The 22945-nt window shown below is 66.0% G+C and carries 18 protein-coding genes; 16 read left to right on the top strand and 2 right to left on the bottom strand.

Annotation, left to right across the window (positions count from 1 at the left end):
- Positions 1-4: 4 nt before the first annotated feature.
- Both FFS08_RS18620 and FFS08_RS18615 read right to left on the bottom strand, forming a co-directional pair.
- Positions 5-517: a phage tail protein gene (locus tag FFS08_RS18620; protein WP_086130278.1), complete on the bottom strand. Its 513-nt coding sequence runs from the start codon at positions 515-517 to the stop codon at positions 5-7.
- A gap of 11 nt (positions 518-528) precedes the next feature.
- Positions 529-2133 carry a phage tail sheath family protein gene (locus FFS08_RS18615; RefSeq protein WP_171015310.1) on the bottom strand — a complete coding sequence of 535 codons (1605 nt, stop codon included), beginning with the start codon at positions 2131-2133 and terminating at the stop codon, positions 529-531.
- A 772-nt stretch (positions 2134-2905) separates the two neighbouring features.
- On the opposite strand from FFS08_RS18615, the gene FFS08_RS23865 reads away from it, so the two are divergent.
- The 16 genes from FFS08_RS23865 to FFS08_RS18535 all read left to right on the top strand — a co-directional run bounded on the left by FFS08_RS23865 (position 2906) and on the right by FFS08_RS18535 (position 22943).
- Positions 2906-3334 (top strand): hypothetical protein, encoded by a 429-nt coding sequence (locus tag FFS08_RS23865; protein WP_212742038.1) that lies wholly within the window; start codon positions 2906-2908, stop codon positions 3332-3334.
- Between the two features lie 104 nt (positions 3335-3438).
- Positions 3439-3804: a hypothetical protein gene (locus tag FFS08_RS18605; RefSeq protein ID WP_137861336.1), complete on the top strand. Its 366-nt coding sequence runs from the start codon at positions 3439-3441 to the stop codon at positions 3802-3804.
- Between the two features lie 34 nt (positions 3805-3838).
- Positions 3839-4213 carry a hypothetical protein gene (locus FFS08_RS18600; RefSeq protein WP_137861335.1) on the top strand — a complete coding sequence of 125 codons (375 nt, stop codon included), beginning with the start codon at positions 3839-3841 and terminating at the stop codon, positions 4211-4213.
- On the top strand, positions 4214-4606 hold the full coding sequence (locus FFS08_RS18595; RefSeq protein WP_137861334.1) for a DUF4280 domain-containing protein: 393 nt from the start codon (positions 4214-4216) through the stop codon (positions 4604-4606). It abuts the gene before it with no gap.
- A 141-nt stretch (positions 4607-4747) separates the two neighbouring features.
- Positions 4748-15052, top strand: coding sequence for a LysM peptidoglycan-binding domain-containing protein (locus FFS08_RS18590; RefSeq protein ID WP_137861333.1), 10305 nt, complete (start codon positions 4748-4750; stop codon positions 15050-15052).
- 16 nt (positions 15053-15068) lie between these two features.
- Positions 15069-15686, top strand: a complete 618-nt coding sequence (locus tag FFS08_RS18585; protein WP_137861332.1) for a DUF1851 domain-containing protein — start codon at positions 15069-15071, stop codon at positions 15684-15686.
- Positions 15687-16320: 634 nt separating this feature from the next.
- Positions 16321-17028: a flagellar hook-basal body protein gene (locus FFS08_RS18580; RefSeq protein ID WP_137861331.1), complete on the top strand. Its 708-nt coding sequence runs from the start codon at positions 16321-16323 to the stop codon at positions 17026-17028.
- Complete coding sequence (locus FFS08_RS18575) at positions 17025-17795, top strand: flagellar hook-basal body protein (RefSeq protein WP_137861330.1); 771 nt, start codon at positions 17025-17027, stop codon at positions 17793-17795. Before FFS08_RS18580 ends, FFS08_RS18575 begins: the two co-directional genes overlap by 4 nt.
- A 4-nt stretch (positions 17796-17799) precedes the next feature.
- Positions 17800-18495 carry a hypothetical protein gene (locus tag FFS08_RS23615; RefSeq protein ID WP_171012702.1) on the top strand — a complete coding sequence of 232 codons (696 nt, stop codon included), beginning with the start codon at positions 17800-17802 and terminating at the stop codon, positions 18493-18495.
- Positions 18492-19064 (top strand): flagellar basal body L-ring protein FlgH, encoded by a 573-nt coding sequence (locus tag FFS08_RS18565; RefSeq protein WP_171012700.1) that lies wholly within the window; start codon positions 18492-18494, stop codon positions 19062-19064. Before FFS08_RS23615 ends, FFS08_RS18565 begins: the two co-directional genes overlap by 4 nt.
- Positions 19065-19087: 23 nt before the next feature.
- A complete protein-coding gene (gene flgI, locus FFS08_RS18560) occupies positions 19088-20194 on the top strand; it encodes a flagellar basal body P-ring protein FlgI (RefSeq protein WP_249340968.1) in 1107 nt (368 codons plus the stop codon).
- Positions 20195-20213: 19 nt separating this feature from the next.
- Positions 20214-20558 (top strand): flagellar basal body rod protein FlgB, encoded by a 345-nt coding sequence (locus tag FFS08_RS18555; protein WP_137861326.1) that lies wholly within the window; start codon positions 20214-20216, stop codon positions 20556-20558.
- A 1-nt stretch (position 20559) separates the two neighbouring features.
- The gene (gene flgC / locus FFS08_RS18550; protein ID WP_137861325.1) at positions 20560-20982 is read left to right on the top strand and encodes a flagellar basal body rod protein FlgC; all 423 of its coding nucleotides are present in this window, start codon (positions 20560-20562) and stop codon (positions 20980-20982) included.
- Positions 20979-21302, top strand: a complete 324-nt coding sequence (gene fliE, locus FFS08_RS18545; RefSeq protein WP_137861324.1) for a flagellar hook-basal body complex protein FliE — start codon at positions 20979-20981, stop codon at positions 21300-21302. The genes flgC and fliE overlap by 4 nt, the downstream gene beginning before the upstream one ends.
- A gap of 14 nt (positions 21303-21316) precedes the next feature.
- Positions 21317-22606 carry a flagellar basal-body MS-ring/collar protein FliF gene (gene fliF, locus FFS08_RS18540; protein WP_137861323.1) on the top strand — a complete coding sequence of 430 codons (1290 nt, stop codon included), beginning with the start codon at positions 21317-21319 and terminating at the stop codon, positions 22604-22606.
- A complete protein-coding gene (locus tag FFS08_RS18535; RefSeq protein ID WP_137861322.1) occupies positions 22593-22943 on the top strand; it encodes a hypothetical protein in 351 nt (116 codons plus the stop codon). Before fliF ends, FFS08_RS18535 begins: the two co-directional genes overlap by 14 nt.
- Positions 22944-22945 lie beyond the last annotated feature (2 nt).

Below are 22945 nucleotides of genomic sequence, written 5' to 3'. Positions count from 1 at the left end.
GCTGTCAGTAGCTGGGCGGCGGCGGAACCTTGACGCTGGCGTCGCGCTCCCAGCCCTCGTTCTGCAGCACGAGCGTCTGGATCGCCACGGCGTTCGAGCTCGAATCGAGCTCCGGCATCGCGGTGTATTCGGAGGGCCAGCAATTGTAGATGTTGTACGCGTACACTAATTGCCCCGCGGCGTTGTAGAATTCGAGCGTGATGTTGCGACGGAAATTGGCGAGCGAGCTCTCCATTCCCTGGCCGGCGCGATAGTTCCACACTTGGCTGACCCAGGTTTCGAATTCGAGATCCTGCGTCATGCCGCGCTCGAGCGTGATCGGCTCGAACTTGGTCTGGCCCGGCAGGATGCGGTTCGTGCTCGGATCGCCGCCTTCGCGGAAGGGCGTCGCCTCGGTGCTGCGCTTCAGGGCGCTGCACTTGCTCAGGCCGGCGACGTACTTGCCCTGCCATTTGATGCGGAACTTGAAGTTGAGATACGGGTCGGGAGACTGGCTGGTCGACGAGACGCTGGGCATGGGTCGCTATCCTAGCTCGAAGACTGTCCGGCCATCTGCTGCAAGCTGATGACGACGAATTCCGCGGGTTTGACCGGGGCGAACAGGATCAGGATGTTGACGATGCCGTTGTCCATGTCCTCCGGCGTCGTGGTCGATTCATCGCAGATCACCTGATAGGCTTGGGACGGCGTCGCGCCGACGAACGCGCCCTGCAGGTAGAGCGGGTGCAGGAAAGCGTTCACGCTCAGCCGGATCTGCGCCCAGAGCGCCGCGTCATTGGGTTCGAACACCACCCATTGCAGCCCCTGGATCAGGCTCTGCTCGAGATAGAGCGTCAGCCGGCGGACCGAGATGTATTTCCAGTCGTCGTCGGCGACGTTCGCCGAGGCGAGCGTGCGGGCGCCCCAGGAGATGTTGTCATAGGTCGGGAAGGTCCGCAGCGCATTGATGCCGAGCGGGTTGAGCTGCCCGTTCTCCTGGTCGTTCATCACATAGGAGAGCTGCTGTACGCCGGCCAGCGGCGCGGTGATGCCCGCCGGTGCCTTCCACACGCCGCGATTGACGTCGGTGAGCGCATAGACGCCGGCCAGCGTGCCGCTGCCGCCCAGCGTGAGCAACTGGGTGGAGAAGGGCGTGGGGATCTGGATCTGCGGCCAATAGGTCGCGGCGCTGATGATGCCGGTGCCGAACGTGCCCGGCGTGCTCGTCGCCCAGGCGACCGCGCTCGTGGTGCTCGTCACCGTGAGCGGCATGTCGAGGATCGCGAAGGCCTTGCGCTGGATCGCATAGTTGAGCGTCGCGGTGGCCGAAGTGAGATAGTTGGACGTAGTCATCGACGCCATGTCGGGAACCAGGATCAGGTTCACGATCTGCATCGCGTCGAGCGAATAGATGCCGGAGCGGTTGGTCGAGTTGCCGGCGATATCGAACCCGGTCGGCGGCTGGCCGTCGGGATATTTGGGCGCCGGCGTCGTCGTGGGCGGGAGCAGCTGCTGCGCCTGATAATTGGTGGACTGGACCGTGAACAGCGAGGTCGGGTTGGCCGCCACGCTGACCAGATAGCCGGCAAAGCCCGGATCGGGGACCCAGACCTGGATGAGCTGGGCCTGGGTGCCGCTCGACGAGACGAACGGCGAGAGGCAGCTGCGCACCTGCGTGCTCGCCAGGCTCGGATAGCCGAGCGTGCCGGCGGCGCTCGACAGCGCGCCCTGGATCGCCGCGATCATGTCGCCCACCGTCGAGACCGAAGTGGCCATGGTGACGGTGGTGCTCGCCGAGGCCGGCGGCTTGGTCGGGTCCGGCCCGGGCGGCTGCACGGTCACGGTGATGCCGGTGACGTTGACCGGGTTCTTGGGCGCGGTGAAGTTCAGGATCGTGCCGCTCGCGAAGGGCACCAGCACCGAAGGCGTCGCGGTGAGATCGGGCACTGCCAGCAGCGCGCTGTTCTGGTTGCCCGACTGCATGACCTCGACGATCGAGTTGGTCTGGCTGATGTCGAGCGTCACCGCCGGGACGCTTTGCGTCTGGACGATGCTGTAGCTGCTGCTCGACGAGTTGCTGTTGCTCGTGATCGAGTAGAGCGTCGCCGCCATGTTGAACGTGTTCGGCTTGTTGGTCATGTAGTCGACCGTCACGAACACGTTCTCGCCCCAGGTGCCGGGATTCTGAGAGTCGATTTCTACCAGATTGGTGCCAGTTGTCGGCGTCAGGCCTTTGCCGCTTCCGCCGCCTCCGCTAGAAGTGGCGGACGGTACGGCGCCCGTAAGCTCGGTCTTCGGCTGAACCGGCGGATAAGCACTCGCACAGACTCTGCTGATCCAGGCTTCGGTTCCGCCATTTAAAAAGAACTGCGATACCTGAAAACTCGTCGTGCTGCTTGGATCAAGTCCGCCGAAGACGCGTTGAAAATCACCAAAATTAAGACATTGTACGGGCGTATTCATAGGTCCGCGAGTCAAATATCCAACGAATGCCGTTACGGATGTGGCAACGCCAGAAATGGTGTGCGTACCACTTGGTAGCTCTTGAACATATACACCAGGATATGTCAGCTGAAGTGCCATTTGACTCTCCATCCCCGGCGTCGACTCGGCAGGGATCCCCATGTCAAAAATAAGATATTGCGCGTCGGCAACGTTGTGCTTGACGATATGCTGGTGCGTCAATAGCATAATTTCATATCGACTCCATCTGTTTGGTCTCGTTTCTTGATGGAAACGGGGATTACGTTCGGCTAACCATTTTCTCTAGGGTGGGAGGGCGTTGCATATGGCGGCCGAGAACACTGCGTTATTGCAACACGCGCTCGATCTCACTTTTTACGGCCTGCCCTCGTCTGCTTCGGTCCGGCTCGAATTCCCTCCCGAAACGGGGGCGGTCATCCCGATGCCGCGCGCGGCGCCCTCCATGCTTCTCGGCGCGAGCTATGGCGGGGGCGAGATGGCGATTCGCGGCCTCTCGATCCAGCCGCGCCGGATCGAGTTCGACATCGAGAACGCGCCTGCCACCTTGCCGCTGCTCGTCCACATCCTGTGCGGCGGCCGGTTCCTCCATGGCTGGTTGCAGGTGCCGGGGGACGTGCAGGTATCGATCGCCACGGCGGTGCAGCGGATACGCTTCGTCGGGCCGGGCTATTGGGCAGTGCCGCTGACCCAGGTCGAGGCCGATGCCAAGCCGGCGGCGAAGCCCGTGCCGGCGGCCGCGCCGTCCCCGGCTCCGGCACCCGCGCCAGCGCCGTCCTCGAGCAAGCCGAGCCCGAGTCCCGCTCCGAAGCCGGCGCCGACGCCGGCACCGGAGCCGAGGTCCTCGGCTCCCACGCCCGCGCCGGCGACCTGAGCGCGGAGGCCTGCGACCTCAACCCATGGACTCCGCGTGGGGGCGATCCGCGGAATCAGTCTCGAAACCATCGCCACTTGTGAATTTGAGAAAGGAAACCCGTCATGGCCATGAGCACGATCACGATCAACTTCCAGAACGCCACGCTGACGACGACGACGTCGCAGATCCTGATCACCAACGGCACCTTCGCGCTCGACACCACGAGTTCGCTGTCGATGTCGGGGACGATCAGCTTCACTTCGCTCTACATCACGGCGGGCGCGATCAACTTCAACGTCGAGTCGGGCACTTCGTTCACCGCCGCGGTGGTGACGCCGGTCCATCCGACCTCGACCAGCAACGCGCCGACTCTCGAAGTCACCAACTTTGCCGGCACCGTGACCGTGACCTGGCCGACCCCGAACGGCCTGCAGACCCAGACCGTGATGTCGGGCGACCCGATCACGCTGAACAACTTCGCGAGCTGAGCCGCGAACCGAACTCGAACAAGGGAGGCCCCCGGTGGATGCGCAGGTGACGATCAATTTCGCCGGGGGCGTCGCCTCGACCAACCTGGTCCAGGTCATGCTGGGCCAGGCGGTCCTTGCGCTGGAGAGCCTCCGGGGCGCATCGGCCAGCGTCGTCGGCTTCACCAACATGACGGTCTATGCCGAACGGGTCACCTTCGCCACGCAGAGCGGGGGTGTGTTCGACGGAAGCCTCTCGCTCGTGCTGTCCTGGCACGGAGGGGATCCGTCGGTTACGCTCGACAATCTCGTGCCGGCGCCGTCGCACGGCAATCCGGCGACGATCACCTGGCCCACCGGGAGCGGGCAGGAGACGCAGATCCTCACTCCCGGCAACGCGCTGACGCTCAGCGGCATCGTCGCCGACTAGGTGCCGCAGCTGGTCAGCCTGGGCGCGGTGCTTTCGTGCAGCTTCGGCAGCGCGCCGATGCCGATGATCGTGCCGCCCGAAGTGCCCGTGTTCGCCGACGTGCTGCCCCTGGCCACGATCTTCGATTTCGTGCCGCTGGAGAATATTCCCACCTTCGGGTTGTGCTCGAGCCTGGCCAATCCCGAAGTGGCGACCGCGACCGCGCTGGCCGAAGGGGTGCTGACGCCGATGCCGTGCATCCCCGTGACCACTTCGCCCTGGTTCCCCGGCGCGCCGGAGGTGCTGCTCGAGGGAATGCCGGCCCTGTGCACCGGTTCGATGTGCCTGTGCGACTGGCTGGGCGAGATCGAGATCGACGAGCCGGGGCAGGAGAGTGCGATCACCAATTCCTGAGCGCGGCGGCCCGGCGCGGTTTCGTATCGCGAAGAGATGAAGCCGAAATGGGGCAAGTAGCCTAAACTCCAGCGAAAATCCTCCGACTACCAATCACGGGCGGCCGCAAGGGACTGCCGCTCCGGCGATTTGGAGGGGCGGATGGTTGCGATCTTCACGGGTGCCGGCACGGGCTTCGAGCGTGGATCGGGCTCGGTTCTGGGCGGCTCGGGCCTGCTCGGCAGCGCATCGCTGGGGCGCGGGGGCGACAATGTCCTCGTCAACGCCGCGAACGGCAACCTGCTGATCTCGCGGCAGGACGAATATCTCGTCGGTCGCGGCCCCGATGTCGCGATCGGCCGCGCCTTCAACAGCCAGGCGAGCGCCGCCGACGACAATAACGACAAATGGCGCCAGAGCACCGACCGGCGCGTGACGGCGGTCACCGGGACGACCGTGCGCCGCGTCTCGGCCGATGGCAGCGAGACGATCTACACCTGGGACGCCGGACGTTCGGCCTATGTCTCGATGGAAGGTGCGGGCGCCTATGATTTGATCGTCAAGTCGGGCAGCCAGTGGATCTGGACCGACGGCGATACGCAGCGCGTCGAGAAATATGACGAACTGAACGGCGGCCGCATCGTCTGGGAAGGCGATACCGACTTCAACGCGATCAGCTATACCTATGTCGGCGACAGGCTCGACAAGGCGACCACGGCTGACGGCGCCTGGGTGCAATATAGCTGGTCCGGCTACAACATCACCAAGGTCACCACCGGCTATACCGATCTCGCGACGGGCACCTCGAAGACGCTGTCCCGCGTCTGGTACGAATATAGCGGCTCGCAGCTGACCAAGGTCCGCACCGATCTCACGCCCGCCGACAACACGCTGCCCGGCGACGCCGATTCCTATTGGACGAGCTATGGCTATGACGGCGCCGGCCGCGTCAACAGCATCACCCAGAAGGACGGCTCGAGCCTGAGCGTCACCTATGACGGATCGGGCCGCGTCGCTACGCTGACCCAGCTTGCCGGCGCGGGCGTCAACCGCGTGACGACGCTAGCTTATTATGGCGGCTATACCACGATAACCGACGCCGCCGGGCAAGTGACCAGGCTCGATTACGACGCGGCGGGCAACCTGACGAAGATCACCGCGCCACCCGCCTCTAGCGGCGCCGCGCAGCAAGTCGTGCAGTTCGGCTACAACGCCAATGGCGATCTGATCAGCACCGCCGATGCTTCCGGCAATTCGGCGAGCTACGCCTATGACGGCAACGGCAACCTCCTCACCGCGACCGATCGCGCGGGCAATGTCGTCACCCGCACCTATGGCAGCCGGAACGAGCTGCTGACCGAGACGCACACCGCCTCCGATGCCAGCGGCGCAGCGGTGAGCGTCACTACCCGCTACGCCTATGATGCCGAGAAGCATCTGCGCTACGTCGTCAGCGGCGAAGGCTATGTGACCGAATATCGCTACACGGCGGCGGGCGAGGTCCAGTACACGATCGAATATCCCGAGCACAGCTATGCCATCGGCTCGGGCGCGCTCAGCGAAGCGGCGATGGATGCCTGGCGCAACGGCCTGGGCGACCGGTCGTCGACCAAGATCACGCTCAACACCTATGACGCCCGCGGGAACATGACTTCGACCCGCAGCTTCGGGATCGCGAGTGCGGCGGGCGCCGAATCCGCTGCGGAGGGCGCAAGCGGCACCTATTACACCTATGACCAGTCGGGCCGCCTGCTCTCGCGCAACCGTGACGGGCAAGTCGCCGAGACCTTCGTCTATGACGGCATGGGGCGCCTGACTGCGTCGAGCGACGTCAATGGCGGCACCACCAGCTTCGTCTTCAACGACACGGCGACCACCACCACGGTCACGCTCGCCTCGGGCTATGTGACGGTCACCACCTACAACAAGGCCGGCGACCTGATCAGCCAGTCCGACAGCGGCAGCTATGTCGCGGGCGGCACGGGCGCGAACCAGTATGACAAGCTCGGGCGGCTGCGCATCGCGACCGATCCGGTCGGCCTCAATCGCTATTATGCCTATGACAAGGCCGGTCGCCTGATCGCCGAGGTCAACCATTATGGCGACATGACCGAGTATCGCTACGATGCGAACAACAAGATCGTGGCGACCACGCGCTATGCGACGCGGCTGACCGCCGGCCAGCTCGCCATTCTCCAGAATCCGGACAGCGTGTTCGAGCCGGGCGCGATCCGCCCCGCCGCGAGCGGCTCGGACCTGTGGAGCTGGTCGGTCTATGACAAGCTCGGCCAGCTCGTCGCCTCGGTCGCCGGCGACGGCAGTGTCGCGACCATGGCCTATGACAAGGCCGGGCATCTGGTCGCCACCACCGCCTATGCGGTCAAGCTGACCACCACGCAGGTCGCCGCCTTCAAGACCACGCCGCCGCTGCTCACCGACATCCCCGCGCCGACCGCGACCGCGGCGGTGACTCGCGCCTTCTACGATCGCGACGGCCGCATGCTCGGCACGCTCGACGGCGAAGGGTTCCTGGTCCGCAACGTCTTTGACAAGGCGGGCATCAAGGTCGCCGAGATCGCGTCGTACAATGCCGCCGCGGCGGGGTTGCGCGCGGGGGGCAGCTTCAACGACCTGGTGGCCAGTGTCGGCACCTCGGCCAATGATCGGGTGACGCGCTATGTCTATGACGGCCAGGGGCTGCTGCGCTACGCCGTCGACGGGCTCAACCAAGTCATCGCCTATGGCTATGACGCGGCGGGGCTGCAGACGAGCGTGCTCCGCTATGCCGCCGCCATGGCCGCGACTAGCGACTATACCTATGACAATGTGAAGGCGCTCACCGCCGCCATGGCGGGCAACGCCAACAACCGCACGAACTGGTCGGTCTATGACGCGGCGGGGCGCTTGGCCTATTCGATCGATGCCGATGGCGGCGTCACCGGACTGAGCTACGACACCAGCGGGCAGGTGATCCGCTCTGTCGAATATGGCGCGAAATATGTCAGCGGCTCGCTGCCTGTGATCGCCACCATGAACGGCTGGTCGGGCAACAATGCGGGCGGCGCCGCCGACAGGATCACGCGGACCTGGTATACCGCGCGCGGCGAAGCGCGCTACGTCGTGGATGCCGAGGGCTATGTCTCGCGCACCGACTACAGCGCTTCGGGCAAGGTCACGGGCAGCGTCGTCTGGGCCAGCAGGATCAGCGTCTCCAACACGGCGACGATCGCCCAGGTCGATGCGGCATCGGCGGGCGCCGGCGACTATGCCGCGCGCAGCTTCGCCTATCATCCGGACGGCAAGCTCTACACCGAGACCGACCCGCTGGGCGTGGTCACGCTGTACGACTATACCGCGACCGGCAGGCTCAACGCGCGCTACGATGCCTATGGCACCGGCGACCAGGTGGTCACCGTCTATGGCTATGATGCCGCGGGCCGCGTCGTGACGGAGATTCGCGGCTGGAACACGGCGGACAGCTCTACCACCACCTATGCCTATGACGGGCTCGGCAACCGCACCCAGATGTGGGATCCGAACGGGAACCTGACCAGTTACAGCTACGACAAGCTCGGCCAGCTCAAGCTGGAGACCAATGCGCTCGGCGGCACGACGAGCTATGAGTATAATGGGTTCGGCGAGGCCTGGAAGATCACCAATCCGGGCAGCGGCACCACCTATCGCTGGTACGACAAGCTCGGTCGCGTCACCCATGTGCGCGACGCCGGGGACTATCTGACCGAGACGCAGTTCACCACCTTCGGCGAGATCTCGACGCTTACCCGCCGCTTCAACCAGGTGAGCGGCGGCGCGGCAATGGCGACGCCGCCTGCGGTGGCGGCCAATGCCGGCGAGGATTCGGTCACGTCGTTCCTATACGACAAGCTCGGGCGGACCACGCGTGCTACCGATGCGATGGGCTTCTTCGAGACCTATAGCTACGACGCCTTCGGCAACCGCCTCTCGGTCACCGCCAAATCGGCCACCGACAGCGCCGTCGCCGGCGCCACGACTACCTATGGCTATGACCGGCTGGGCCAGATGCTCACCGAGACGCTGCCGATGGCGACCTATGACGCCGCCGGCAATCTCACCAGCGCCGTCGTCGTCAATCGCTTCGAATATGATGCGCGCGGCAACCGCACCAGGAAGGTGGAGGCGGACAATCTCGCCTATCGCCGCACGACGACCTTCACCTATGACAAGAACGATAGGCTGATCGAGACGCGCGGCGACGCAGTCAACGTCATTGCCGACGATCTGGTGACGGTGACGACAGTCACCCCGGTCGAGACGATCCGCTACGATGCGCGCGGCAACGTCAAGGAGCGGATCGACGCGGCGGGCGCGCGGACGCTGCTCTATTATGATGCGCTCAACCGCAGGAAGGTCGAGATCCGCCAGACCTCGGCGAGCGAGAACAGCTATTCGAGCTACACTTACGACGCGAATGGCAATCTCAAGAGCAGCCGGGCCTATGCCGGGTCGATCGCGCTGCCGGGCACGGTCGGCGCCACGCCGCCGTCACCCCCGGCGAGCAGCTATCGCGAGACGTTCTTCAACTATGACGCGCTCGATCGTCTCACCTGGAGCAAGGTCGCCGGGATCGTATCGGGCAACTATGCGAGCGGCTATGCCGCCGCCGATCTCGTCACCTACTACGCCTATGACGCGAACGGTAACCTCCAGAAGGTCACCGATCCCAATGGCGGCGAGACTTTCAGCTGGTACGATCTGCTGGGTCGCAAGACCGGCCAGCTGGACGCCCAGGGCTATCTTACCGGCTGGACCTATGATCCCGACAGCAACGTCACCAGCGAGCGCCGCTATGCGACTCGCTTCACGGGGGTCGCTTCGGTCGCCGGTGCGCCGGCAGTGGCGACGGCCGGCGCGGACCGAGCCACGCAATATGGCTATGACCGCAACGGCAACCGCACGTCCGAAGCGCGCCTCTCGGTCGAGGCCTATGCGATCAACGCGAGCAACGGTGCGCTAACCTCGGTCACCGGCACCGCGACGATCCAGTATCTCTACAACGGCCTTGGCCAGGTGATCCGCAAGATCGAGGCGACCGGAGACCAGACCAATTACAGCTATGACGGGGCCGGCCGCCTGGCGGTCGAGACCCGCGCGGCGTTCGTCGACTTCAACGGCCAGTGGGTCTCGCCGACCACCCAGTATCTATACGACGCGCTCGGCAATCTCTCGCGCTCGGTCCAGTCGGGGGCGACCAACGCGCCGACGCGGGTCACGACCTATAGTTACGGCGCCGGCGGCCGCCTTGGCAGCATGACCGACGCATCGGGCTTCACGCGCTACTATGCCTATGACGTGGCGGGCCGGGTGAAGCGCGAGAGCTACAGCCGGACCACCGCGGCCGGCGGCGCCGTCACCGACGCGATCGCCACGCGCTACGACCTGGCCGGGCGCAAGGTCTTCCAGGGCGTCGCGACCTGGAACGGCAGCAGCTATGCCATGCTCGACTACAGCCAGTCCCAATATACCGGCTATGGCGAAGTCTGGAAGAACGGCGTCAACGGGCTGTGGCAGACCGAGAACCAGTATGACAATGGCGGGCGGCTGACCGCGACCAATGCCGGTGACGGCGTGTGGAAGTTCTTCGGCTATGACCGCAACGGCAACCAGACCGTGGTCATCACTTCGGCGGGCACCAGTCTGGCCGGCCAGTCCTTTGCGGGCGCGCTGTCGCTGGTCGGTCTGGCGACGGTCAACGCCACCTATACCAGCTACGACAAGCGCAACCTGGCCGTGCAGGTGGTCGAGGAGGGGCGGCAGCTCAGCGCCTCGGCGAGCGACCAGCTCGTCACCAGCCGGACCTACAACGCCTTCCTCGAGGTGGTGAGCGAGACCAACGCGCTCGGCGCCACGCTCGACTATAGCTACAACGCGATGGGCAAGCTGATCAAAAGCGAGAGCCCGGCCGTCTGGATCACGCTGGAGAATGGCGGCCAGCAATATGTCCGCCCGACCGAATATTATTATTATGACCTGAGCGGCCGCCTGATCGGCAGCCGCGACGCGAACAGCAATCTCTCGACGCGCACCTTCCTCGCCGGCACCGGCTATGGCACGGGGGCAGCGCTGATCGCGACGAGCTTCGCCGCCGATGGCGGCAAGATCGCCAATGCCTATGACATCCATGGCGATGTGCGCCGCGTCACCGATCAGATCGGCCGGGTCACCACTCAGGACTATGACGCGATGGGCCGCGTCACGACCGTCTCGCACTATGGCGGCCTGGTCGAGAACTTCGCCTATGACGGGCTGGGCCAGCGGATCCAGGCGTGGAACAACCAGTATCAGAACCCGGTCTACGGCCCCGAGGAAGCCTATTGGGTCGAGGATCCCTATGACCCCTATGGCGGCTATTATGGCGGCGGGGGCCATTGGGAATATTACACGCCGATCATCGGCTACACGCCCGAAAAGGCGCTGACCGAATATGATTCGCTTGGCCGGGTGACCAGCCAGCTCGGGTTCGGCGGCGACCTGACCAGCTTCTCCTATGCCTGGAACGGCGGCATCTCGACCAGCGGGATCGGCACTTTCGGCGGCTGGACCCAGGTTACGACTCACGCCAATGGCAGGACGCTGGTCGAGAGCAAGGACATCTTCAGCCGGACCACGGCCAAGACCGATCTCGGCGGCCATGTCTGGTCCTACAGCTACGACGTCGCCGGCCGGCTCTACCAGTCGGGCACGGGCGGCGTGTACACGACCTATAATTACCTCAACACCGGCCAACTCGGCTCGACGATCCTCGGGGCGCCCAACCCGGTGGCCAACTCTACCTGGGCGCGCACTGTCTCGAGCTACAGCTACGACAAGCTTGGCCAGCGCCTCACCGAGCAGACCAGCGAGGAAGCGGGCTATTATCAGCCAGGCTATTGGTACGAGGAATATGACCCCTATTACGGGTACGTCACCAACAGCTATTGGGTCGACGAGAGCTATTACACCACTTCGGCGACGCTCCAGAACTCGTCCGCAACTTATGACGCGCTTGGTCGGCTGAAGACCTTTGTCGAGACGGGCACGGCGACGCTCCCCGCGGCGAACCTCGCCTATGAATATGACGCGAACGGCAATGTCCGCCGCACCACCGCGACCTATCGGACGCTCGACTATCAGGGCAATGTCTCGTCCTACACCAATACGAGCGACTATTGGTTCCGCTATGACAGCATGAACCGCGTCGTCACCGACAAGGGCACGCTGCGCGGCGGACAGATCGTGCGCGGCGAGGCGGTGTACGGCACCGGCGGCGGGCAGGACATATTGTACGACCTCGCCGGCCAGCGCATCGCGGTGATGCGCACCGAATATTCGCCCGGCTATTACGACTATGAGTGGGGCTATTACTATCCCGGCAGCTACTATGAGAGCCGCGAGAACTATAGCTATGACAGCGCCGGCCGGGTGTTCGAGATCCAGACCTCGATGGGCGGCTATGTCGGCGAGGACTACGACTACAACACCGGCATCGCGACGCCGCCGGGCACCATCCCGGCCGCGCCTTCGACCGGCACGCTCCGTTCGCGCTTCTATTATGACCTGACGGGGCACCAGACTTCGCAGACCGATTACGAAGCGAACGGCTCGACCATCGCCTATAGCCGCTATGCGAGCTACAACAACAAGGGTCAGATTACCTACGAGAACAGCTCGACCAAGAAATATGACGGGCACACCTATCAGTCGTACACTTATTACGACTATGGCTATGGCACGAACTATGCGCTCGGCGCGGCGATCAGTGTCTCGACGATCAACTATCGCGACAACAACAACGCCAACGCGCCCGACACGCTGACCACCAACAGCTTCGCCTGGTGGGACGGGGCGGTGCAGTCGCAGATCGCGCACAAGCCGAATACGGGCCAGTCGACCACCTACTACACCAGCTTCTACTATAACGGCCTGGGGCAGCTGACATCGCTCTATGTCGGCGACGCGCGGGCCCGCAACGTCAGCTTCAAGCTCAACGGCGACGGACAGATTATCCGCCGCGACGAGCAGGACTATAATTGGTCGAACGGCGACCCGCACGAGATCTGGTACCGCTTCAACGGCCGCCAGCTCGGCTATGTCGGCAACAACGGCACCAGCGAGGTATCGACTGCGCAGTCGATCGGCGAGCGGCAGACCGTGTCGCCCACCACGCCGGGCGCCTTCCGCAACGGCTCGAGCTACGGCATGTCCTATGCCGATTTCGCCAACAGCTACGATCCGATCAACAGCTACAGCCAGGGATCGTCGGGCGGCAGCTACACTGTCCGTGCGGGCGACACGCTGCAGGGCATCGCGCTGGCGATGTGGGGCGATTCGAGCCTCTGGTACCGGATCGCCGATGCCAATGGCATCAGCGGCGCGACGGCGCTGGCCGAGGGCCGCACGCTGACTCTGCCGAGTGGAGTCATCAAGAGCAGCTACAACGCGACCGGCTTCAAGCCGTACAATCCGGCCGAGGCGATCGGCGACGTCACGCCTTCGACGCCGCAGCCCCAGGCCGGGGGCAAGAAGAACAAGTGCGGCGTGATCGGCATGGTGCTGCTCGCGGTGGTGGCGATCGCCGTCACCGTGGTCACGGCCGGCGCGGCGGCGGCGGCGCTGGCCCCGTCGATCTCGTCGATCGGCGCCGGCATCTCCGCGGTGCTCGGCGGAACCCTCGCCACCACCGCGGGCATCGGGCTGGGCGGCGCCATTGCGATCGGCGCCGGCGCGGCGGCAGTCGGCTCGATCGTCAGCCAGGGCATCGGTGTCGCCACCGGCATCCAGGAGAAGTTCAGCTGGAAGGCGGTGGGCCTCGCGGCGATCGGCGGCGGCGTCAGTGCCGGCATCGGCGGCAGCGGGATCTTCGACGGCATCAAGAGCGGCGTGATCCGCGCCGGCGTCACTTCGGCGGCGAGCAGCCTCGTCAGCCAGGGGATCGGCGTCGCCACCGGGCTGCAGGACAAGTTCAGTTGGGCGGGCGTGGCCGCGGCGGGCGTGGGCGCGATGGCCAGCTTCGAGGCGGGCAAGCTGTTTGGCGCCAAATCGTTCACCGACATCAAGAATGCCGGTGGCGCAGTGGCCACCATCGGCGACACCAGCATCGGCAATCATTTCGCCCATCTCGGCCAGAGCGCCGCCGCCATGGTGGCGAGTGCCGCGACCCGCAGCGCGATCGAGGGCACGAGCTTCGGCGACAACCTGGTCGCGGGGATACCTGACGTCATCGGCCAGGCGCTCAGCGACCTGATGTTGCGCGGTGCCACGCTCAAGGCGCCCGAGCAGCCCAAGCCGGTCAATGCGGTTCGCACCGCAGGCGCGGAGTGGCTCAACAGCCGAACCCCGGAGGATCTCGAGGCCTATAGGCAATATGGCATCACCTTCGACCTGACGGACAACGGCGTGGTGGTTCGCGGCGATCTGGCGGCCATGCGCGCGCGCGGCGAAGCGATACAACGGGGTGCGGCTGTTCCCGACGACGGCAAGCCGAAGCTGCGCGCCGGGCCGGACGTGCCGATCGTCAACGATGACGATCACCATTTCTACATCAAGACGAGCCTGCCGGCCTGGTTGGCGACGGACGGCGTCGCGGTTGCCAATACGCCGGGCATCAATGTGGACTTCACCGGGAACGCGGCCGGCGTCACCAGCTTCTGGGCGGCGTTCGAGCGCAGCGGTGGCGCCACCCGCTTCATGTCGACCGGCGGAGACACCTATGTCTATACCGGCGGCACGGTCGAAATTCCGGGGCTGGGGATCAAGCTCAGCGTCGGCGCGGACATCGTGCCGCAGATCTCGCCGCTCACCACCCCTGCCGGCCAGGGAGGAGAGGCCGGCAACGGAAGCGGGATCACCGTCGGCCAAGTGGCGGATGTCGCCGCGCAGGTCATCGTTCCCGGTTATGGCAGCGGCAAGTCCGCCTGGGAGGCCTATCAGTCGGGCAACTACTGGGCTGCGGCGGGCTGGGGCCTGCTCGCCGTCGGTGAAGTCGGCCTGACTGTTGCGACGCTGGGCAGCTCGAACCTGGTGACGACTGCGATCCGCGGCACCCGGGCAGCCGCGATGGGTGTGCGGGGTGCCGAGGCGGCGCGCGCGGTAGCCAAGGCCGAAGAGGCCATCGAGCTGACCGTGAAGATGAAGAAGGGATGGAATGCCGAGCAGCGCGCCGCCGCGCTCGAGAAGGTGAATGCGCTCAATGCGGCCGAATTGCGCGTGACGCCTTCGGTGCGCAGCGGCACTTCGGCGGCGGCGCGCTATCGCCAGGCGGGCAATGCCATCCCCGCTGGCGCGGATGTGGACCATATCATCGATTTACAGCTGGGAGGCGCCGACATTATATCGAATTTGCGGCCGCTGGACTTGAGCGTGAACAGGAGCCTCGGCGCGCAGATCGGCCGGCAATTGCGCGGAGTCCCATCCGGTACCAAGGTTTCCGGCATCAGGATCGTGCATTAGGATTGTGAGGTAGCAGGTGTTCGACGATTTCACCGAAGCATTCTCCCAGGATTTCGATCGGCCCTCGGTTCCGCTGCCGGTCCGTCCCGGCGACGCAGCGCTTGCCGAACTGTTCGAGCGGTTCGGCGGCGTCTCGTTCAACGGCGGCATCTATCGGGTGTTCGATCCCATCCAGCTGCCCAAATACAATGCGATGGTGGAAGAGGGTTTCCCCGATTTCGCGGGCGCCGTCACGGTGTTCGGAAGCGATTGGCTGGGCCGGATCTTCGCCACGACCAGCAAGTCGGATATCCAGGGACGCGACGGCGTGATGATGTTCGAGCCGGGCACGGCCTCGGCACTCGAGATACCTTGCAACGTGCTGACCTTCCATGACGAAGAGCTCGTCGATGCGCCGGATGCCGCGCTGGCCGATGAGTTCTTCGAGAATTGGCGCGGGAGCGGCAAGCCCGCGCCGCGCGTGAACCAGTGCGTCGGCTATATCCGTCCGCTGTTCCTCGGCGGACAGGACACCACCGCCAATCTCGAGCTGATCGACATGGAAGTCTATTGGTCGGTGAGCGTGGACCTCATCCGCCAGGCGCGGGGGCTGCCGGCGGGCGCGCGCATCTCGGGCGTGCGTATCCCGGACTGATCTTTTGGATCGGCGGGGCGGCGGCGTGTGCGTGGCGCGCTTCGATCGCACCCGCGCTCGGCGGCACTCCAAGTTTCCACCTTTGCTGGGCCGGCGGCGTCAATATCAAGGGCTTGCCGGGCTCCCTGCCCAGCGTCGCGACGCATTCAGCGGGCCCCGGCATCCCCGCACGGGCGGGGAGCCGGGATAGCGCGGGATATCGGCGCCACGCACGAATGCCATGCGGAGGGGCAGGGCCTGCTGCCCCCGCTCCGCCCCTTGGCCATGGATCGTCGGCTGGGCAGGTATGGCGAAACGAAATCAAGGTCTTGATCGAGCCTCGACTCCGGCGCGGGCCGAAGCACCGGGCACGCGGGCGACCAATGGTCCCATATCGGATCGAGTATGCCGTGCTTTTACCGTTCACGAAGCGCGAAACGTCATCCGAGAGAAAATGGACCAAAACGAATGTAAATCGATTCGGACTATTGAAGTATGACAGATGATTGCAGGCTTGATGCGGGTAATATCCGCGAATCGCGGCGTTTCCATGCTCGTATCGTGAGTGAAACATGCTGAAATATTTCTTTCACGACGGCACTTGACGGAGAATATCGGTATCTGTCTCATATCGAGACAGTAACCGGGGGGTGGTATGTCGGGTCTCGTCGATGCGGCGACGGCTATTCTTAGTGCGTCTGAAAGAAAGCTGGAAGTGGCGGCGCACAATGTCGCGAACGTTTCCACACCCGGGTTCAAGCGGCAGATAGGATTTTCGCAGCTTCTCCAGGCTTCGGAGAGCGATGTGCGGCCGCTGCCCGAAGTTGCGGTCCGCCGTAACTTCACGCAGGGCAAGCTCACCGAAACTCGCAATCCGTTCGACCTTGCGATCAGCGGCGACGGGTTCTTCCAGCTCCGTGCCGGCGATCGCCTTGTCTATTCGCGCCAGGGCCAGTTCCGGCTCTCGGCGGAGGGTAACCTGGTCACGCCGCAGGGTTATGTGCTGCAGCAGCAAGGGGGAGGGGACCTGGTGCTCGATCGCGAGGCGGCAACCATCCAGCAGGACGGAACGGTGATCGAGGACGGTCGCCCGGTTGCGCGGATCGAGCTGTTCGCGGCCAGCGATCCGCAGGCGCTCGAGCCGGTCGGCGAATCCTATTTCTCCGCGGGGCCGGGTGCGATGGATTCAGTTGGCGGCCCGGTGATCCGCCAGGGCCTCGTGGAAAGCTCGAACGTCGAGATGGGCGAGGAGATGGTCGCGATGATGGCCGCGCTGCGCCAGTCGGAAGGGGGCGCTCGCCTGGTGCAGGTCTATGACGACCTGATCGGCCGCGCGATCTCCAGCCTGGGCCAGACGCGATGAGCGACGCCTTCTACGTGGGGGCGGTGGGCCTCCAGGCCCAGCAGCGCGCGCTGGACGGCATCGCGAACAACATCGCCAATGTTAACACGCCGGCGTTCAAGCGCGTCCAGCAGCGCTTCTCGGACGTGGTCGCCAGCCGCCCGCAGGACGTGGCGACGCCGGACCTGCGCCGCCCGCCTGCCGACACTGCCGGTGTGATGCTCGACACGCAGTTCATGCTGAACGAGCAGGGCCAGCTCGAGCGCACGGGGCAGCAGCTTGATGTCGCGATCGACGGCCGGGGCTTCATCGAGCTGATGGGGCCGGGGGGACAGACGCTGCTGTGGCGCGGCGGCGCGCTCAAGGTGAATGACGATGGCCAGCTTGCAACCAGCCACGGCATCGCCCTGCGTGCCGCGATCACGGTGCCCGGCGACGCCGGCGCGATCGAAATCGGCAAGGATGGCGTGGTGCGCGTGCGCGTGCCGGACAGCGTCGATCCGGTCGAGCTGGGGCAGCTTCAGCTGGTCCGGGTCAACGATCCATCGGCAGTCTCGCGGCTCGACGGCGGCCTCTATCGCGTCGATGATGCCGGCGCGCTCAGCGAGGCGGTGCCGGGAGAAGACGGCACGGGCATGCTCGTCCAGGGCTCGATCGAGCAATCGAACGTGGCGCTCACCGACGAGATGGTGCGGCTCATGCTCGTCCAGCGCGCCTATGCGGCAAATGCCCAGATCGTGCAGGCCGCCGATCAGCTGATGGGCATCGCGAACGGCCTGCGGCGCTAGCAACATGGCAGGGGGAATCGTCATGGGGCTGGCGCTCGTCGCTGCTATGGCCGGGGACGGTGCCGTGGATGTCACGGTCAGGCCCGTGGTCCGGCTAGGTTCGGCGCAACTGCGCGTCGGCGATCTGGTCACGGCGCGCGACGGGAGTTTGCCGGCGCGCATCGCCGATCTGGTGGTGGCGCGGTTGCCGCGCGGCGCGGCGGTGCTTGCGCTGCCGGCCCGCGATCTCGCCGCGCTGGTGCGTCGCCGGGTGCCCGGGTTGCGCGTGTCCCTGCCGGCGACGGAGACCGTCCGGATACGCGTTGCGATCGCGGCGGGCCCCGGCCATGACCCTGGCGCCTGCTTCGCGGCGGCCACTCGGATCCCGGCAGGTGCCGCCGTCACGGCCGGCGACGTGATTGCGGCAACATGCCGTGGCACGACACCGGCGACGCTGCGCTATGGTCGGGACGGGCTGGCGGTGACGCGCGACGCATTGCCGGCGGGGGCCTATCTCGGGCGGGTGGCTGCGCTCCCGCGGAATGCGATCGGCAAGGGCGCGCCGCTCACGCTGCGTTCGGTGGCGGGCCCTGTGACGGTCGAGCGCAGGGTGACGACGATGCAGCCGGGCCGCGCCGGCGCCCGCCTGTTCGTGCGCGACGCAGAAGGCAAGGTCTTCGCCGCGCCGCTCGCCCTGGCCGGCCAGGAGGGTGCGCGATGAGGCTTCCGCTGGCAACCGCCGCGATGGCCCTACTCTTCGCGACGCCGGCGGCCGCCCAGGATCTCTACAAGGGCGGGAACTGGTCCTCGATGGCCGCGGATCGCCGCGCCAGTGGCGTGGGCGATGCGATCACGGTGGTCGTCCAGCAGGCGGCCGAGGCTTCGAACACCACGCAGAACGCCACCCGCAAGAGCACCGATCTGTCGGGCGGGCTCAACGCCGGCTCGATCAACGAGAGCGGCCAGCTTTCCTTCGGGGGCGGCTATACCGGGCGGGGCGAAGTGCGCCGCAGCGAGCGGCTGGTGGCGCAGCTGAGCGTCACGATCGAGCAGGTGCTGCCCAATGGCGATTATCTTATCGTCGGCGAGCAGCGCCTTCATGTGAACGGCGAGAAGACGCTGATCGCCGTGCGGGGGCGGATCCGGCCCGAGGACATTCGCAGCGACAACAGCGTGCTGTCGAGCCGGATCGCCGATGCGCAGATCAACTATGACGGCAAGGGCTTCGTCTCGCGCAGCGCCAGGCCGGGGCTGCTCAACCGCATCTTCTCGCTGCTGGGGCTGGGCTGATGCGCGTCGCCGGAACCGTTTCCGTGGCGGCCCTTCTCCTGGCCGTGGCGATGCCGACCGCTCCCGCCATGGCCCAGTCGGTGCCGCTCAAGAGCCTGGGCAGGTTCGACGGCTGGCGCGAGAATGCGCTGGTGGGCTATGGCCTGGTCACCGGCCTTGCCGGATCGGGCGACACGCGCCGCAGCGTGGTGACGCGCCAGGCGCTGCGGAACGTGCTGAGCCGCCTGGGCACCAGCGTCAGCGAGGATCAGCTCAGCAGCCGCAACGTCGCGGTGGTGATGGTCACCGCGGTGCTGCCGCCTTCGGCCAATGTCGGTGACCGGATCGACGTCACTGTCTCCTCGATCGGCGACGCTCGCAGCCTGGCAGGCGGCACGCTGATCATGACGCCGTTGCTCGGCCCGGACCAGCGCACCTATGCGCTGGCACAGGGGCCGCTGCTCGTCGGAGGCTATCGCTTCGATGCCGATCTCAATCAGCAGCAGCGCAACTACCCGACCACCGCGGTGCTTCAGGGCGGCGGCACAATCGAAGCGCCGGTCGAGTCCGCAGTGTTGCGGGGCGGCAACGAGATTGCGTTCCTGCTCGCGAATCCGAGTTTCTCGACGTCGCAGCGCATTGCCGATCAGATCAATGCGCGGTTCGGCGATGGCACTGCGCTTGCCAGGAATGCCGACGAAGTGCGCATTCATTTCACCGGCGTGCCCGGCGAGGTCACCGGCTTCGTGGCGCAGCTCGAGAATGTCCGGGTCGAGCCCGCCGTCTCGCCGCGCATCGTGATCAACGAGCGCACCGGCACGGTGGTGGCGGGCGGCGACGTGATGATCTCGAGCGTCGCGATCGCGCAGGGCGACATCAAGGTGACGGTGACCGGCGAGCGCAGCGCATCGCAGCCCGGCGGCGGCTTCTATGGCGGCTTCGCGAGCGACGTCAGCAGCCTGGTCGTCACCAATACCAAGCTCGAAGTGGCCCAGGGGGTGGGGGACAAGTCGTTCCGCTTTCCCAACACTTCGGTCGCCGACCTCGTCCAGGCGCTGTCGCGCGCGCATGTCGATACGCGGCGCATGATCAGCATCCTCCAGGCAATCAAGACCGCGGGCGCGCTGCACGCGGAAATCATCGTTCAGTGAGCGTGAAAAGGGTGGGGAAATGGAGAGTATTTCAACGGCGCTGATCGCCAAGGCGCTCGACGGGCTTACCGCGCGCTATCAGGCGACCGCGCAGAACATCGCCAACGCGAACTCGCCCAATTACCGGCCGATCCGCGTCACTTTCGAGGACAGGCTGCGCAGCGCGGCGGCGCAGGGCGGCGGGGCGATCGCGGGAGTCGAACCCAGGATCGAACTCGAGCCGATGCCGCGTGTCGCCAGCGAGATGCGGCTTGATCTGCAAATCGCCAACGCCTCGCAGACCGCGATGCGCTATGGCGCGCTGCTCTCGATCCTCGGTCGGCAAATGGACCTGGCCCGCACCATCGTGTCGGGAGGCCGCTGAGATGGACGCCATCGCCATCAGCCGCACCGGCCTGGACGTCGAGTGGCAGCGCCTTCAGGTGATCGCGCAGAACCTCGCCAACATCAATACGAGCCGCACCGCTTCGGGAGAGCCGTTCCATCCGCTGCGCCTGCTGTCCGGGCCGCAGGTCGATTTCGCGCATCTCGTGCAAGCGGGCGACAAGGTGCCCGGCGGAGTCGAGGTGCTCGGGCTCGAGCCGATGGCGGCGGGCACGCGCCGTGTCCATGAACCCGGCCATCCGCATGCCGATGCCGATGGCTTCGTCACCTATCCGGATGTCGATCACGCATCCGAGATGACGCTGCTGATCAAGACCTCGCGCGCCTATGAGGCCAATCTCACCGCGATGAGCATCGCGCAGCAAATGTATTCGCGCGCCGCCGAACTGGGCAAGCAGGCATGACCGGGATCGAGGGGATCGCGGCGATCGGCCACGCCGACGCGGCACCGATCGCCATGCGTCTGGGCGAGGCGACTGCGACGGTCGCGCAGCCGGCTGGAGGCGCCGGTTTCGGTGAAGTGCTGATGAGCGGGCTGCGCGGCGTCGATCAGAAGATCGCCACTGCCGACAAGCTCGTCCAGCAGTTCACCATCGACGATTCGGTGCCGGTACATCAGGTCACCATGGCGCTGGAACAGGCCCGGCTTTCGGTGGAACTTGCGATGCAGGTCCGTTCGCGGATCGTCGAGGGCTATCGCGAAATCATGAACATTCCTCTCTGACCGGCTGATTTCCGATGGAAAACCCTGTTCCTGCTCCTGCCGCCCCGCGCGGACAGCTATACCTGCTGGGCGGCGTCTTCGCGCTCGTCCTGCTGCTGCTCGCGATCGGATATTTCCTGTTCCTGCGCACCGACTATGCCGTGCTCGCGCAGGGGCTGCGCCCGACCGACGCCTCGGCGATCGTCGCCGAGCTCGACAAGCGTGGCGTCCCCTATCGCCTGCGCGACGGCGGCGCGACCATCCTGGTGCCGGAGGGGCAGGCCGACGCCACGCGCGTCGCGATCGCCGGATCGGACGCGGCGGCGCGCGGCCAGATCGGCTTCGAGCTGTTCAACAAGTCCGACATGGGACTCACCAACTTCGCGCAGAAGATCAACTATCAGCGCGCGTTGCAGGGCGAGCTGGTCCGCACCATCACGGCGATGGAGGGCGTGGAGACGGCGCGCGTTCATCTCGCGCTGCCCGAAAAGGCGCTGTTCCGCGGCGATCGGGTCGAACCCAAGGCGGCCGTGACCGTCACGATGAAGCCGGGCCAGACGGCCGATCCGGCACGCGTCGCGGGGATCCAGCAGCTGGTTGCCGCCGCGGTTCCCGACCTGCCCCAGAGCAAGGTCGTGGTCCTCGATGCTGCGGGGCACGTGATCAGCCCCGCGCCGGTGGTGGAAAGCGCCCCGGGTGCCGAGCGTCCCGCCGATATCGAGGAGCGCGGGGCGGTCGAGAATTATTATCGCGCCCGGGCGCGCGGCGCCGTCGAGCGGCAGATGCCGGGCGTGCGCTTCGCGCTGCGGGTCCTGCTCTTTCCGAACGGTGCGGCGTCCGCCGGAGGAACCGGGGACGGAGAGCCGGCGACGGTGCCCGCCGCCGGCTGGACACCCTCCGGCGATGGCGCGGCGCGCAATTTTCGCCTGCGTATCCTGTTCATCAGCGAGACTCCGATCAACCCCGAAGACCAGCAGGTTGCGCGGGGCGCCATCGTCCAGGCCACGGGGCTGAACGATCAGGCCGGCGACAGCCTGTCGTTCGAGATCGGGCCGATCGACCAGCCTGTCTCCGCTCCTCCCGTCGCGCAGCCCAGCTATGCGGCGGCGAGCGCGCCCGCGGCAACTGCGCCGGTGCCGGCGCAGGTCTTTGCCTGGCCGCCGATCTGGCTGTGGATCGTTGCCGGCATTGCGATGGCGGCGGTGCTGGTCTGGCGCTTCGGCGGTTCGCGCGGCCGGATGAGCGGCGAGGAACAGGAGGCGTTCGCGCAGCGGCTGCGCCGCCAGCTCAACATGACAGAGGAAGCCGGCGATGCTGCTGCCTGAAGCCCGGCTCGACATATTGATCGACGAACTGCGGGGCATGCCCGCCGCCGATCGCAGGGCCGTGCTTGCGAAGCTGGGCGTCGAGGAGCGCCGCCGCGTCCGCGCGCGGCTCGCCGCGCCGGCAGGCGGGCCCGTGGAGCCGGTCTCTCCCTATTCGGCCGATATCGCCGCACGGCTGGAGGCGAGCGATACCGGGCTCACCGTGGCGGGGCGGCGTGCGCTCGATGCGTTCCTGGCGCCGGCGGGGAAGGGCGCGACGCGCGCCGAACCGAATCGCGGCTTGTCGCTGGCCCAGACGATGGGCGGGCTGCTCCGGCCGCGCGGCAAGCCGCTGTGACG

Origin of the sequence: Sphingomonas sp. 1F27F7B (assembly GCF_005503355.1) — a bacterium.
Classification (GTDB): domain Bacteria; phylum Pseudomonadota; class Alphaproteobacteria; order Sphingomonadales; family Sphingomonadaceae; genus Sphingomonas.
The sequence above is the reverse complement of the archived record's forward strand: the minus strand, read 5'-3'. Positions and strand labels throughout refer to the sequence as shown.

Coding starts and splice junctions, on each gene's coding strand:
- FFS08_RS23865 (WP_212742038.1), top strand. CDS start 2,906: ATGCTTCTCGGCGCGAGCTATGGCGGGGGCGAGATGGCGATTCGCGGC.
- FFS08_RS18605 (WP_137861336.1), top strand. CDS start 3,439: ATGGCCATGAGCACGATCACGATCAACTTCCAGAACGCCACGCTGACG.
- FFS08_RS18535 (WP_137861322.1), top strand. CDS start 22,593: ATGCTGCTGCCTGAAGCCCGGCTCGACATATTGATCGACGAACTGCGG.
- FFS08_RS18575 (WP_137861330.1), top strand. CDS start 17,025: ATGAGCGACGCCTTCTACGTGGGGGCGGTGGGCCTCCAGGCCCAGCAG.
- FFS08_RS18620 (WP_086130278.1), bottom strand. CDS start 517: ATGCCCAGCGTCTCGTCGACCAGCCAGTCTCCCGACCCGTATCTCAAC.
- fliF (WP_137861323.1), top strand. CDS start 21,317: ATGGAAAACCCTGTTCCTGCTCCTGCCGCCCCGCGCGGACAGCTATAC.
- FFS08_RS18565 (WP_171012700.1), top strand. CDS start 18,492: ATGAGGCTTCCGCTGGCAACCGCCGCGATGGCCCTACTCTTCGCGACG.
- flgC (WP_137861325.1), top strand. CDS start 20,560: ATGGACGCCATCGCCATCAGCCGCACCGGCCTGGACGTCGAGTGGCAG.
- fliE (WP_137861324.1), top strand. CDS start 20,979: ATGACCGGGATCGAGGGGATCGCGGCGATCGGCCACGCCGACGCGGCA.
- FFS08_RS18555 (WP_137861326.1), top strand. CDS start 20,214: ATGGAGAGTATTTCAACGGCGCTGATCGCCAAGGCGCTCGACGGGCTT.
- FFS08_RS18580 (WP_137861331.1), top strand. CDS start 16,321: ATGTCGGGTCTCGTCGATGCGGCGACGGCTATTCTTAGTGCGTCTGAA.
- FFS08_RS18590 (WP_137861333.1), top strand. CDS start 4,748: ATGGTTGCGATCTTCACGGGTGCCGGCACGGGCTTCGAGCGTGGATCG.
- FFS08_RS23615 (WP_171012702.1), top strand. CDS start 17,800: ATGGCAGGGGGAATCGTCATGGGGCTGGCGCTCGTCGCTGCTATGGCC.